This is a genomic window from Clostridioides sp. ZZV14-6345, from assembly GCF_020657775.1.
GTDB lineage: Bacteria > Bacillota > Clostridia > Peptostreptococcales > Peptostreptococcaceae > Clostridioides > Clostridioides difficile_D.
The window spans coordinates 1-15,043 of sequence record NZ_JAGWCX010000049.1; the positions used below are offsets into that span (position 1 = coordinate 1).

Annotated in this window: 13 protein-coding genes, 1 pseudogene and 2 other annotated features; all 14 genes and pseudogenes read right to left on the reverse strand. The window is 27.0% G+C overall.

The features are described 5' to 3' along the window. Positions 1-68: 68 nt before the first annotated feature. A complete protein-coding gene (locus KGF39_RS13250) occupies positions 69-1,268 on the reverse strand; it encodes an argininosuccinate synthase (RefSeq protein ID WP_227822657.1) in 1,200 nt (399 codons plus the stop codon). Positions 1,269-1,527: 259 nt separating this feature from the next. After that, positions 1,528-1,735, reverse strand: a binding site (T-box leader). A 112-nt stretch (positions 1,736-1,847) separates the two neighbouring features. Further along, positions 1,848-2,585, reverse strand: coding sequence for a tRNA pseudouridine(38-40) synthase TruA (gene truA, locus KGF39_RS13255; RefSeq protein ID WP_227822658.1), 738 nt, complete (start codon positions 2,583-2,585; stop codon positions 1,848-1,850). A gap of 21 nt (positions 2,586-2,606) precedes the next feature. Then, a complete protein-coding gene (gene walK / locus KGF39_RS13260) occupies positions 2,607-4,040 on the reverse strand; it encodes a cell wall metabolism sensor histidine kinase WalK (protein ID WP_227822659.1) in 1,434 nt (477 codons plus the stop codon). 2 nt (positions 4,041-4,042) lie between these two features. After that, a complete protein-coding gene (gene walR / locus KGF39_RS13265; protein WP_009905583.1) occupies positions 4,043-4,741 on the reverse strand; it encodes a cell wall metabolism DNA-binding response regulator WalR in 699 nt (232 codons plus the stop codon). A 28-nt stretch (positions 4,742-4,769) separates the two neighbouring features. Continuing rightward, positions 4,770-6,149 carry a hypothetical protein gene (locus KGF39_RS13270; protein ID WP_227822660.1) on the reverse strand — a complete coding sequence of 460 codons (1,380 nt, stop codon included), beginning with the start codon at positions 6,147-6,149 and terminating at the stop codon, positions 4,770-4,772. Between the two features lie 137 nt (positions 6,150-6,286). Beyond that, positions 6,287-7,435 (reverse strand): THUMP domain-containing class I SAM-dependent RNA methyltransferase, encoded by a 1,149-nt coding sequence (locus KGF39_RS13275; RefSeq protein WP_227822661.1) that lies wholly within the window; start codon positions 7,433-7,435, stop codon positions 6,287-6,289. A 54-nt stretch (positions 7,436-7,489) separates the two neighbouring features. Then, positions 7,490-8,308, reverse strand: a complete 819-nt coding sequence (larE, locus tag KGF39_RS13280) for an ATP-dependent sacrificial sulfur transferase LarE (protein ID WP_227822662.1) — start codon at positions 8,306-8,308, stop codon at positions 7,490-7,492. A 368-nt stretch (positions 8,309-8,676) separates the two neighbouring features. Then, complete coding sequence (locus KGF39_RS13285) at positions 8,677-9,216, reverse strand: DUF4253 domain-containing protein (RefSeq protein ID WP_227822663.1); 540 nt, start codon at positions 9,214-9,216, stop codon at positions 8,677-8,679. A gap of 586 nt (positions 9,217-9,802) precedes the next feature. Further along, the gene (locus KGF39_RS13290; RefSeq protein ID WP_227822664.1) at positions 9,803-10,165 is read right to left on the reverse strand and encodes an arsenate reductase family protein; all 363 of its coding nucleotides are present in this window, start codon (positions 10,163-10,165) and stop codon (positions 9,803-9,805) included. Between the two features lie 288 nt (positions 10,166-10,453). Next, a complete protein-coding gene (locus tag KGF39_RS13295; RefSeq protein ID WP_227822665.1) occupies positions 10,454-11,125 on the reverse strand; it encodes an amino acid ABC transporter ATP-binding protein in 672 nt (223 codons plus the stop codon). A gap of 30 nt (positions 11,126-11,155) precedes the next feature. Further along, positions 11,156-11,767 carry an amino acid ABC transporter permease gene (locus KGF39_RS13300; protein WP_054273770.1) on the reverse strand — a complete coding sequence of 204 codons (612 nt, stop codon included), beginning with the start codon at positions 11,765-11,767 and terminating at the stop codon, positions 11,156-11,158. 37 nt (positions 11,768-11,804) lie between these two features. Then, entirely contained in the window at positions 11,805-12,608 is an 804-nt protein-coding gene (locus KGF39_RS13305; protein ID WP_227822666.1) for an amino acid ABC transporter substrate-binding protein, read from the reverse strand. 125 nt (positions 12,609-12,733) lie between these two features. Next, positions 12,734-12,996: a binding site (T-box leader), on the reverse strand. Between the two features lie 85 nt (positions 12,997-13,081). Next, on the reverse strand, positions 13,082-14,389 hold the full coding sequence (locus KGF39_RS13310) for a hypothetical protein (protein WP_227822667.1): 1,308 nt from the start codon (positions 14,387-14,389) through the stop codon (positions 13,082-13,084). A 247-nt stretch (positions 14,390-14,636) separates the two neighbouring features. Beyond that, a pseudogene (locus tag KGF39_RS13315) lies at positions 14,637-14,903 on the reverse strand (SufBD protein); the annotation flags it as partial. Positions 14,904-15,043 lie beyond the last annotated feature (140 nt).

Below are 15,043 nucleotides of genomic sequence, written 5' to 3' on the forward strand. Positions count from 1 at the left end.
GATTTTTGGTCCAACAATTGGGGTGCAGTACAAAATCGTTTTTATACACTCTTAAATAATTTATTTTATTATTTTCCAGCTTTCATAGCTCTGGTTTTTAGTGGTAAAGTAAATAAATTAATAAATCCTTCTGCATCTTTATGGTCATAAAGTTCACTATTTCCAAAAGAAGATATTCCTTCATCATAAAGAGCATTTTCAGTAAATATTCCAGCAGGTTTTATATTCCCTTTGTAAAGTTTAACTTTTACTGTTCCTGTAACATTATCTTGAGTTTGCTCCATAAATGCATCTATAGATTCTCTTAATTTGCAGTACCATAATCCATTATAAATAAGTTCTCCATATTTATAAGATACCATTTGTTTGAAATGTAATGTATCTTTGTCTAAAGTAGCACTTTCTAAAATATTATGTGTTTCATAAAGGATTGTTCCTCCTGGAGTTTCATATATTCCTCTTGATTTCATACCAACAAGTCTATTCTCAACTATATCTATAACACCAATTCCATGTTTACAACCCAACTCATTTAACTTGTGAATCAATGCAACTGGAGATAATTCTTCACCATTTATCTTTTTAGGTACACCTTTTTCAAAGTAAACTTCTACATATTCAGCTACATCACATGCATCTTCTGGGTCTACACATTGTTTGTAAACATCTTTTTTATGTTCATTTTCTAGATGTTCTATATCCCCACCTTCTGTTGACACATGCCAAAGATTAGCATCTACTGAATATATTTTAGTTTTAGTTGCTGTTACCTTTATATTGTGTTTTTCAGCATAATCTATAGCATCTTCTCTTGATTTTATATCCCATATTCTCCAAGGTGCAATAACTTTTATAGTTGGGTCAAGAGCAGCAATTGTAGCTTCAAATCTAACTTGATCATTACCTTTTCCTGTACATCCATGACAGATATATTTTGCACCTTCTTTATGAGCAACTTCAACTAATTTTTTAGCTATTATAGGTCTTGCTAAAGAAGTTCCTAACAAGTATTTTCCTTCATATTTTGCTTCTGCTTTTACAGCTTTAAATATAGTTTCAGTTACAAATTCTTCACTTATATCATCCACATATACCTTTGATGCTCCACTTTGTAGAGCTTTTTCATAAACATCTTCCATTTTATCTTCTTGACCTACATTTCCACAAACAGCTATAACATCTATATCTTCATAATTTTCCTTTAACCAAGGTATTATGATTGATGTATCAAGTCCTCCTGAATATGCTAATACTACTTTTTCCTTCATTTTTAATTCCTCCCAATCTTAATTTATGATTTTAATTTTTTATTTAATAGAAATTTTTAATATTGAATGACTTTGAGAATTTAAATTCACATAAAAGCATTTTAATACTAAAAAAACCTCTCAGTATTTTAAAATACTAAGAGGCGAAATATCCGCGGTACCACTCTTATTGATAAACTTAGCTAATCAATTATTAAATGTTCAACATACTAAGTAAACATTAGTAATTAAATATATTAAAAAACGCCTCTTGGAAAAACCAAGAGACGAAATATATCCGCGTTACCACTCTAATTGATAAGATAAACCTATCCACTCTTTCTCTTAAGGCGAGATTACCTACTAACATACTAAATTCAATTAGTATCCTCCAAAGTTCTTTTCACTAATACTTATTTGCTAAGCTTCCACCATCCTCAGCTCTCTATAAAACACATAAAAGTTACTCTCTTTCTCACAGGATTTAAATATAAAATTTTCCATAACTCTCTTATAAAATATATAATAGTTTATTTTTCCATTTATGTCAACTATATAATTTACTTTATTTTTATTTTAAAAAGATTTTTATACAATTGACTAATATCTTACTTTCCAAAGACATAGCCCTTTAGCTGGTGCAGTTTCTGATGATTGGCTTCTGTCCTTTGATTCAAGCATATACTTAATATCTTGTGGAGCTTTTCTTTTAAGACCTACATCTATCAAAGCACCTACTATTATTCTTACCATGTTATACAAAAATCCATTTCCTTCTATATATATTTCTATGACATTATCGTCTTCTTTTATATTTATTGAATAAATTTCTCTTACATTTGATTTTTTCTTAGACTTAGAAGAAGCAAAACTAGTAAAATCATGTTCTCCTACTAAATATTCACTTGCTTTTCTCATTCTATCTAAATCTAATTTTTTACTTATGTGAGTAGCATATCTTCTTATAAAAGGATTGTGATATTTATTATTGTCAATTCTATACATATAAGTCTTTGATTTTACATTGTATCTTGAGTGGAATCTTTCGTCAACTTCTTCAACAGTTTTTACAACTATATCTTCTGGTAAATATTCATATAAATATTTTTGAATTTTATCCACTGAATCCATACAATTAGTTCTAAAATTTATCACTTGTCCTCTAGCATGAGCTCCCATATCAGTTCTTCCAGAACCAATTATCTCAACTGTTTCGTCAGTCATTTTACTTAAGACATTTTCAAGTTTTTCTTGTATAGTCATATTATTGTCACCTAATTTTTGATACCCTTTATATCTTGATCCATCATATGCTACTATCATTTTTATGTTTCTCATATTAATCCTCTTTCTAAGAATTTATGCTTGTTTAGCAAACTTATTTTTTATATTAAAAGTTATTTTTGTTCCAACATTCTTTTCACTTTCTATTTTCATTCTTCCTCCATGAAGTTTTACAATTTCATTACTAATTGCTAATCCTAATCCACTACCAGCCTTATTGTAATCTTCTTGGAAGAATTTATCTAACACTTTATTTAGATTTTGCTTTTCTATACCTGAACCATTATCCTCAACTGATATGGTTGTTATATCTTCATCTTGAGAAGCTACTATTTTTATGTAACCACCTTGGCTAGTAAATTTAAATGAATTTTGTATTAAATTTATAAGAACTTGTCTTAATCTATTCTTATCTCCTTGAATGTTCTCTATAAGTTCATTTTCAAATTCAAATAAAAGTGATATATCTTTTTCAGCAGCTTTAACTTTAAGCTGATTTACAACACCTACAATCAAACCTTCAATATCAACTATATCAACATGAAGCTTTATCCTATCAGAAGAAAGTCTTGAAAAATCCAATAATTCTTCAACTAGTTTTATAAGCCTTTCTGTTTCATCTTGTATGATACCTAGACCTAAGTCTAACTCTTCTCTTGTTATACTTTCATAGCCTAAAGTTTCACTCCATCCTTTTATAGATGTAAGAGGTGTCCTTAGTTCATGAGATACAGAGGATATAAATTCTTCTTTTAATTTTTCACTCTTATCAATCTCATGTGCCATATGTTCAAATGTCTGTGCTAAATCACCAATTTCATCATCTACAATCTTCATCTTTTCTAATTTTATATTATAGTTTCCTACAGCCAATTCATTTGCAAATTTCTTTAACTCTCGTAATGGTTTTATAAGGGTTTCAGCAAATTTAAGACTTATTAGTATAGCTATGATAAGTATAAATATTCCTGCCAATATAAGCCATGTAGCTTGTTTTAGTATTGCATTATCAATAGCATCTAATGAAACTGTATATCTAACAACACCTTCTATTATATTATTTACTTTAAGTGGCAAGGAGATACTCATAACATGCTCTCCTGTATCTGGTATTCTATAGGTATATGGTGTTAAGTTTTTGGTTTTTATATCTTTTAGTGCATTGTTAACATCTTCATAATTTGCTTTTTCTTTACTTTTAAAACCATATTGGTCTAATATAATATTTTTATCCTTATCTATTATTGAAATTCCAAATTCTGAATTCTTAGTTAAGGGCTGTTTATCAAATATATTTTTTACTTTTTTCTCAAAACTTGTAGTTTCCATTGTAATAGCATTATATTCATCAGCATATTTTATTTCAGATTCAAGTAGTTGTTTGACAGAATCGTAATAATAGTTTTGTATATAAAACATGAACAATCCTTCAAACAGAGTAACCATTATAATAATTATTATAAAATAGTTTTTTATTACTTTTTTTCTCAGACCTTCAAAATGTAACACTATTATTCTTCCTTTCTAAAACAGTATCCATAACCCCAAATAGTTTGTATATATTTTGGTTTTGATGGGTCATCTTCTATTTTATTTCTTATCCTTCTTATATTTACATCTACTATTTTAAAATCATATAAATAATTAGTTCCCCATACTTCGTCTAATATCTGGTCTCTACTTAACGACTGCTTAGCATTTGATATCAAGTATTTCACTATTGAAAATTCAGTTGGAGTAAGTTCAATTTCCTTCCCATTCTTAAACAATTTTCTTTTATCTATATCAAGTATAAATGGCGGGGATACTATTTCGCTTGATTTAACACTTGAATCATCTTTTGCTACCCTTCTAATAAGGGCAGAAACCCTAACTAAAAGCTCTTTTATACTAAATGGTTTTATAATATAATCGTCTGCTCCTGAAATAAATCCTTCTATTTTATCATCCTCTTGAGCTTTAGCAGTAAGCATTATTATACCTACTTGGTCAAAATTCTCCCTTATAAATTTGCATACTTCTATTCCACTTATATCTGGAAGCATCACATCTAAAAGAGCTATCGTAATGTCATTTTCTGTTGTCATTTTTTCTATAGCTTCTCTTCCAGTACCTGCCTCAACTATCTCATAACCTTCCCTTTTTAAGTTTATACTGACAAAACTTCTAATACCAATTTCATCTTCTAGTATAAGTATCTTTTCCTTCATAAAATAAAACCTCCAATTGAGTATAATATTAACCATATATTAATGAGAAATATTCTTTTAATGCGTCTATAGTAATATCTAAATTGTCCATTTCCTTCGCATCATTTATAACTAGTAAAAAAGTATATTCATCGCTCTCTTGAAGTACAATAGAATTCTGAGTATTTACATTTTTTCTATCTTCAAGTTTGTTTTTACTCTCTACTACTATATTAAATAAATTCTTACGGTCTGAATAGTCAAAATAATAAAATTTGAATACTGCTTTTTCTCCAACAAATTCTTGTTCAACAAGTATTTTATCAAATAAATTATTTGGAATGAATAATTTAAAATTATATTTATAATTATAATATATCTGACTTGTAAATATTAAACTTGAGCTATTACCTTCTTTTCCATTCCATCTATACCAACTTATATTTGCAGATGCCTTAGAACTATAAGTATTTCTATTATTACCTGTTACTATAGGTATTTCTATAATCTTATCTTTGTCAATATCATCTACAGGTATGTAATAAGATTTAGTAATGGTTTTATCATAATCGCTAAAAGCTTTTTTAATTTTTCCATCTTTCATATAAAGTATCTGTGTAATATAGTTATTATCTTTCAATATAGGTATATCAAGTACAATACCTTTTATAGCTGCAGAGGAATTTCCAATAGATGAAGCAACATTACCCAATGTTATATATAATTCACTTAAATTTTTTACATTTTCAAATTTAACATAATCCTTGATTTTCATACTCCCATCAAAATTTGCAACACTTGCAAACATTTCATTAGTCTTATTATTCAAATAAAGCATCAATATGTCTAACTTGTCATCTTCATCTATATATCCAATTTTTACTTTCATGTCATTAAAATCTTCTTTGTTTTGAAGCCAAGATGCATCCAAGTCATATATTTTTGTTATTTTATTATCTATTACTTTATATATATGCATATTCGTTCTATCTTTGGATTTAATCAATAAGATAACTTCCTTATATCCATCTGAATCCAAATCATAAAAATTAGCATATTCTATTGATTCACCATTTTCTAGAAAATGGTCTCCAAGTACGTATTTTTCTCCATTATAACTCAGGGTTACAAACCCTACCTGACTCACATTATTACTTAAATCTTCTTTTTGCTCAAATACTACTAATTCATCAACTCCATCGCTGTTTAAATCTACCTTATTTATTTTTCCTACTTCTTTTGTATTAGAAGGCAATATCATAGATGAATCTGGTTTTAGTAACTGGTCAATACCATCATACAATACTTTTTTTGTACTATCAGAGTCAGGTATTCTTGCTAATTGTTCTGGAGATTCAGTTTTCACATTACATCCAGTAACAAATAACATCATTAAGGCTACTACAGTAATAAGCTTTAATACTTTCATTTAACTCCTCCTAATCCTATTAATCTTGAATTTTGCTCACAAAAATCTCCTCACAATAATTAGACGTTTCAAGTCGTCATAATGTTTTACTTATTTTAATAAAACTTTATATTCTTTATCAATAAATACTGTAAAACTTATTTATTATTTCTAGGAGGCTTAGGACCTGGATATTGGAAAAAGTTAGTTTTTAACATACCATTATACAATTTTCTTTTTTTATCTGCCTTTTGCCCAAACTCATACTCAAAATCTTCATAAGATGTTATCAAATAATATGACCAATTTTTTAATTTTCTAAATGTATAACCAAGTTCTTTATACAATTGTTTAACACTATCTTTATCTTCTAATCTTTCTCCATAAGGAGGATTAGTAATTATAAATCCAAACTCATCTTCACTTTTGAATTGAGTCGCATCTCCTACATTAAACTCTATATATTCATCTACACCTGCTATTTCAGCATTTTCTCGAGCTATATCTATACATTCTGCATCTATATCATATCCATAAACCTTAAATTTAGATTCATTATCTATCTTATTAAAAGCATCTTTTCTTACATCCCACCAGATTTTTTTATCAAGAACTCTCCATTTTTCCGATATAAATTCTCTATTTAAACCAGGTGCCATATTTATTCCAATCATAACAGCTTCAATCAATATAGTACCAGAACCACACATAGGGTCCACTAAAATTCTACCTGCTTTCCATGGGGTTAAATAAATAAGTCCAGCAGCTAAAGTCTCTCTTATTGGAGCTTTATTTGCTTTTTCTCTATATCCTCTCTTATGCAAAGCATCTCCAGTTGTATCTATAGAAATAGTTACTTTATCTTTGTGTATAAATACAAAGATAGGGTATTTCTCCTTATCTTCCTTAAGCAAACCATCTTCCAAATAACTTTTCTTTAAGCTTTCTACTATAGCCTTTTTTACTATAGCTTGTACATCTGGTGTACTGTATAATTTTGATTTTATAGAAGAAGCTTTTGATATAGGAAATTGAGCTCCATAAGGTATATACCTAGACCAGTTTATTCTTTTTGTATTTTCAAATAATTCATCAAAGCTTTTTGCCTCAAATTCAGCAATTTTAAGATGTACTCTTTCAGCACATCTTAACCACATATTTGATTTTGCTATTCCAAACTCATCAGTTTTATATGTTATTCTTCCATCTTCTGTTTTTATTATTTCGTATCCTAAATTAGTAATCTCTCTAGCCATCATTTTTTCCATCCCAAAAAAACATGGCGATATTAATGTATAATTTTTCATAAAACCTCCTGTTTCCTTATATTAACTATAAAACTTGTTTATTTTTAAAATAATCTACATATTTAAATTCATACTTCCCATTTTATATCCTGACATATCTAGTGTAACATATTTAAAGCCAAATATTTTTAATTTAGTATCAACTTTATTAAAATTGTTATTTTCAAAAAATTTCCCTAATTCTTCCTGACCAACTTCTATTCTAGCTATATCTCCATGCATTCTCACTCTAAATTGAGAAAAGCCTAAATCGGACAAATATTCTTCACTCTTTTCTACTATCCTTAAATTTTCATCGGTTATTTCAACTCCATAAGGGATTCTACTTGCAAGGCATGCAAATGATGGTTTATTGAAAGTCTTTAATCCCAAGCTTTTTGAAAGTGACCTAATTTCATCTTTTTTCAAACCACTTTCTTTTAATGGACTAATTACTCCTAGTTCACTCAATGCTTCAAGCCCAGGCCTATAATCTCCTAAATCATCTATATTTGTTCCATCTACTATGTATTTTATATTATGTTCCTTTGCTACCTCTTTTATTTTAGAAAATATATATTTTTTACAATGGTAACATCTATCAACACCATTTTCTTTAAATTCTTTTAAATCAAAGTTTTCTATATTTAATATAATATGTTTAACACCAAAATTTTGAGTATATTGTTTAGCTTCTTCAATTTCTCTACTTGAATGCATCATCGCATGAATAGTTACAGCTATAACATTTTCCCCTAATGTATCTTTTGCCACCTTAAGTAAGAAATTACTATCTACTCCTCCAGAATAAGCGACTACAATACTACCTAATTCAATTAATTTTTCTTTTAATTTATCTAATTTTTCTTTTTCTTTCACAAAACCTACCTCCATATATAAGAAAAATATGAACTATAAAACTACATATTATTTTTTACATTCTTAATGATTATAACATATAGAGTATTTATTTTATAAATTAGAATTATCTTTAAATACATTAATTATAATACCAAAGTATTTTTTTAATCTCTACAATTTAAACATATTACTGTACTACACTGTATATAAAAACATAGTGTAACATAGTAATATGTTTAAAAGCCATGAAATGGAAATGGCTCATCCTCATGGCTAAATTCACGAGTTTATTTTAACATAATCATTTTCTATCAATACAATTGTAAACTACAAAAAAAGACACTATCATATAAATTTTCTAAAATCTTAAAATTAATACTTATAGCTTACATACATTTGTATCAATCCCACCAAAAAACCCATATTGTGGAGCGTTGTAATACGTCTTTAAGAGCTTTTAATGTTTCATATCCCTGTACAATAATATCTTCACAATATAATACTAATTCAATACATAAGTCATCAAAGGCTTTACTATCTTCAATTAGATTTTTTGCAGAATATTGAACTGTATCACATCCAATTGCAATTGGAAAGACTCCATATTTTTCATACCAATATTTTGCAATAGCTATATGTTCTTCATCACTAGGACAATCATTAAATCCACCAATAGGTATATATGCAAATACTTCATATGGTTTAATTGTTGGAACTTTGGCTATGTAAACTTTGTTATATTCATGAAATATATCTATATTCATAATTGGTCTAAAGTGCTTATAATCATAAAAAGTATCTTCTGAACCCATTAACTCTTTTAGCAAATCTGAAATCTCACACTTTCTAAAATCAAAAAATTTGTTTACATCAATTTCATTGTACTTTTTTAAGCAATAGTCTCTGTAATTTTCAAGAGAACCATACTCTTTAGTAATCATATCGATATTTTCTCTTAGTAGTCCTACTTTTTCATCAATAACTATAATTGGTGTTTATTCTTTTTCTTTTCCATCTTCTAACATCTTTTCAAATAAATCATCAATATCAATCTCATTGTTCACAGGAACACATTCAAAACCATATAAATCTTCAATACTCATCTTTATCTCCTATTCTTTTTAGATTTAATTCTTTTGAAAATTTTTTTGTCAGATTTTTTTAATAGCATTATTATTTGTAAAACTATAAATAGAGATGCAATTTACAAAATATACTTATATAAAACAAAATTTCGTTCTATTTTTTGTATAAATAATATATTTTTTATGTCACTTCCCTCATATAAATATAATAGCATAAAACAAATGTTCATGGTTAATAATAAGTAATTTTGTAATAATTCGTTGTAATATTATACTACTTTAAATAAAATAAATGACATTATTTGTAATAAGAAGTAATATGTTTATCGATATAAAATTTCTTTGATTTGAATTTGCTAATTTATATATATCAAAATTAGATTTGATATATAAATTTATAGGTGTATTAATTAATAATTTTAATCAATACACCTACCTACTTTTAATCTTCTTTTATCAAAGTACTTTTCCATGCATCTTCTTTAAATCCTAGCAGTACATTTTTACCATCAAAAAGTAATGGCCTTTTAATAAGCATACCATCACTTACTAATATTTCTAAAAGTTTATCATCAGATTCAGACTTTACAACATCTTTAAGCCCCAGTTCTCTATATTTCATACCACTTGTATTAAAAAATTTCTTTATATCATATCCACTAGTCTTATAAATTAAATCTAATTCATCTTTACTAGGAGGATTTTGAACCATGTCTATATCTTCAAATTCTAAATCATTTTCCTTAAGCCAATTTTTTGCTTTTTTGACAGTAGAACATTTTGTATATCCATATAATTTAATCATTGTATTAAAAGTTCCTTTCTAATTTTTTATTGTTATACCCATAATTTTCATATTATAACTAATTTATATCACAATCATTCTAAGCTTTCAACATAAAAAATTACCATGTTTCAAAATAAAAATTTATTTACATTAAATACATAAATGCTCCTTTCATTATAGATTTAACATAATTTAAATATTCATTATTAGATTAAATTTTAGAATAATAAAAGGGCATAGTGTATTTGATTTTACTCGCCCTTATTTATCTTATAAAATTCTACCCTAATTGATATTTATAAAATCCTAAACAGTTTTTTCTTTTATTTGAACATTTTCTACTATACCATCTTTTATACTTATAATTTTATCTGCAACATTATTCGAGAAAACAACATCATGTGTAATTATTAGTATAGTCATACCTTTATCTTTAAGTCTGTTCATTATATTGACTACTCTTTGAATAGTATCAATATCAAGTGCAGAAGTAGGTTCATCAAAACAAAGAACTTTTGGCATTAATGCACATGACCTAGCTATTGCAACTCTCTGTTGCTGTCCTCCTGACAATTCAAATGGATATGAATTTAATTTATCTTCTAAATCAACTAATTTTAAAAGTTCTCTAGCCCTCTCCTCAGCCTCTTTTCTAGGAACTTTAAAAACATTAACTGGGGATTCAGTTATATTTTCAAGAACTGTCATATGAGGAAATAAATTAAAATTTTGAAAAACCATACCTATTTTTCCTCGTATTTTTGACATATCTTTCTTACTTTTTATTACCTCATTATCTATTATAATCTCTCCACTATCAAATTCTTCAAGACCATTTATACATCTCAATATTGTTGTCTTTCCTGCACCAGATTTGCCAAGTAAAACTCCAATCTGACCTTCTTCTAACTCAAAAGAAATATCTTTAAGTACTTTATTTTTTTTAAATGATTTATTTAAGTTTTTGATTTTCAACATATAAAAACCTCCTCCTATAATATTGTAACTTTATCTGTAATAAGAATATTTTTTTTCAAGTAATTCAAATCCCTTAGTAAGTATAGCTACAAATATAAGATATATTGCTCCTGCCTCAAATAGTGGTAATAAACTTGCTTCTCTATTCATTGCTATTTGAGATATTCTTAAAATATCATTTAATCCTAATATATATACTAAAGATGTATCTTTTACTAATGTGATTACTTCATTTGAAATAGGTGCTAGTATTCTTTTAAAAACTTGTGGAAAGATTATTCTCTTATACATAGTAAATTTATCAAATCCTAGTACTTTTGAAGCTTCGTATTGTCCTCTATCTATTGACTGTATTCCACCTCTAAATATTTCTGCAAAATATGCTGCATAATTTAAGAAGAAAGCTACTATTCCAGCTGTAAATCTGTCAAATACAATTCCTAAAAGAGGTAACCCATAAAATATGACTATCATTTGTAAAAGTAAAGGTGTACCTCTCATTATCAATATATAACATTGTGTAATACCACTTATTAATTTATTTTTTGATAATCTTAAAAATGCAACTCCAATCCCCAATGGAATTGATACTATCAATGTTATACAAAACATTGCTATAACTATCTCTAAACCTTGTAACATGCCTTTAGTGCCCCCTTCTTAACAGCTAACTTATCTTTTATTTAAACCACTTATCATAAATTTTGTCAAAAGTTCCATCTTTTTTCATTTCTTTTAATGTTTCATTTATTTTCTTACAAAGTTCTGGATTTTCTTTAGAAGTTGCTACAACATAATCTTCTAGCCCAAAATCTTCTTTTAATACTTTATATTTATCTTCACCTTTTTGTCCCATATAGTATCTAATTAAAACTTCATCACCAACAACTGCACTAGTTCTACCTATCTCTAAATCTCTAAGTGCTTTATCATAAGTATCATAAAGAACTGGTGCTCCACCTTTTAAGCTATTCATAAAAGCTTTATCTTTTTCCACTGCATCAAGTGCTGTTGAACCTTGTTGAGTTCCTACTTCTTTATCTTTTAAATCAGCTTTTGAATTTACCTTTGAATCACTTAGAGTAACTATTATCTGCTTATTTTGTAAATATGGTTCTGTATATGATACTATTTTCTTTCTTTCATCTGTTATAGAATATCCATTCCATAATACATCTACAGTTTTTGAATCATTTAGTTCGGTTTCCTTCATTGACCAATCTATAGGTTGGAACTTAACTTCCATTCCAAGTCTCTTAAATGTTTCTTTAGCTAAATCTACATCAAATCCTACTGTATCTCCCTTTTCATCCAAAAATCCCATTGGTACAAATGTATTATCAAATCCTACAACTACTTCTTTTTTAGATTCCTTTGAAGTATTCTTATCCTTTTCATTATCTGTATTTGAACAACCTACTATTCCACCTAATAAACCTAACATAATTGTAAATATTCCTAATTTTTTTAATATATTTTTCATAATATTCTCCCTTAATTTTTAAATTTTTAAATATTTTGATTATTTTCAAAAAATGTATCTGTTTGCAATATAATTCTCTGCGCGCTTAAAAAATTATATTAAAAAACTCCCGTCTCTAGCTTCTGCTAGAGGACGGGAGTTGACTCTCGTGGTTCCACCTCTGTTCATTAATGCCTCACGACACTAACCTCTTTAAGTACAATAAAATAATTATACTCTAGCACTATAACGGGTGCAAGGTTTCCGGAAAGCTCCTAATAAAGTATTTCTACTCTTTCAGAGTCCTGCTCAAAGATGTGTTCAAAGTAAAATCTATTGCTCCTCTCACCAATCGGAAACTCTCTGTTTAAGATTAATTACTTTTACTATTTCTTTTCTTAGCATTTAATGTTGTTTTGAATTGTTATTATGATATTGATTTTATAGTATAAGGTAATATCTGTCAATATATATTTTAAAATAAATATAAAAATCTAGCTCCAAGGTACAACTTCAACTTCACCATAACATCTTTCTACCAATCTATTGGAGTATTCTCCTCTGTAGCCCAAAATAAAAAGTAAAATAAGCTCAATATATCTCGTTCCTATTGAAATTATATTCCAAATATCTTCAACTTCTAACACAGCTCTATGAGTCTTTCTGCTTGGATGAACTATGCTATTTCTTAAATAAATAACTAAATCCACTCCATCATCAAACTTATTTTTTATTATATTATCGAATATATTTAATTCATGTTTCCCATATGGTATCTTACATATATCAAGTAACATCCTTATATTTCTGGATGCTAAATTACAATCAAAAGCTTCATCTGTAAGCACTTTATTTTGTTCTACTAGAATTACATATGACAAAGTTTCAAGTGCAATTTGTACAGATATTATGTTATTTTCCATAGTCACACTTCCAAGAGATTCTATATACCAATCAACAACACTCTTTATAGCAGAACCATAATAAAAGTCTTCTAACTTTTTACACATAAGACTTATATACTTTTCCATATTATGATAATTTGAAAGAGTATCCGACCATGTTGGCACATATTTAAAAGGAGATATTTGATTTTCATTCCATATTCTATAAACTTCATTACCACTTCTATACCCCTTGGCCAAACAAAATCCTACGTATCTTCCGCACATAAAGCTCAGAGCTGTTGATATTCTATCTAAAAGATTTATTGTATTATTTGTTCTAAAAATTCTACCATCTTTTCTTCTAACTCTACCTATGTGAGTTATTATTGCTCCAGATTTAGACTTTAACTCTGATTTCAATTCTTTTCTGTAATCATACCGTTTATCTATAGTTACAACATAATCATTTATATCAAATTCAATTCTACCTGCATATACTTTATCATTGTATTTAATAAGTTTTCCAGGTATTTTATCTAAGTTTATTATATTAAAATCTACATGTTCAACATAGGAATTTTTAGATTTTATACAGTCATCATTGATATAACCTTCTATACTAAAATCACTTAAAGTGTTTATTGTTATAGAAATAATTTTATAACCATGAACTTCAAGAATAGCATTATCATAATCCCAATCTAAATTATCATCTTTATTATCTATTTCTTCAATGCAACCTATCTCTGCTTTAAAATTTATAGATATTGGAGGTGTCATTTTATAATAAATTCTTCCATTACATCTATATTTTTTATCTAAATATATGCAAAACCTGCCTTTATAGATACTAATATCTTCATTGATACCACAGCTTAAATACTCCGATGTTATAGCATCATCAATTTCTTTCATTTTCATTCCCACCTTTAATTTTGTATAATAATATAGGGATTGTAGTTCTTTTTTATTTCGTAAAACTCAATCTATTGTATAGTTTAACATATTATTTTTATTACTTATGTACCTTAATAAGATTTCACATCTATGTTAATATATTTTATTGGTATAAATTTTCATAATTAATCTATCCATGAAAATTAGCACTGTTGTTTATTTGCTATCTTAGTTGTAAATGATTGTAACAAGCTAAACTTCAATTTTTATAGTCTACAATATGACTTAATATACGATCTATATTTATTTCAATTTTATTGTCAATATCTCATTGAGCATTTGCAGATATTAGCAATAATCCTCTTACTCGAATATATGAACTTTCATTATTAATCATTTCTAAGAATGAGTCAAAAAAATAATATGTAATATTTGATTTTAGGCTTTCATTTTCTAAAAATAAAAAAGTTTTATATGCTTCATTATGATTTTTTGAATATAATTTATTGATAAGTAAATCGAGATTTTCCAATTTTCTCATCTCCCTTATGACAGACTTCTATTTAAACAAAGTATAACATATTCAAAAACAGATATAAATAAACATCTATACTAAATAATAAATATAAAATTATTCTAAAATTACTTTCTCTTTATTTCCAAACAGTAAAA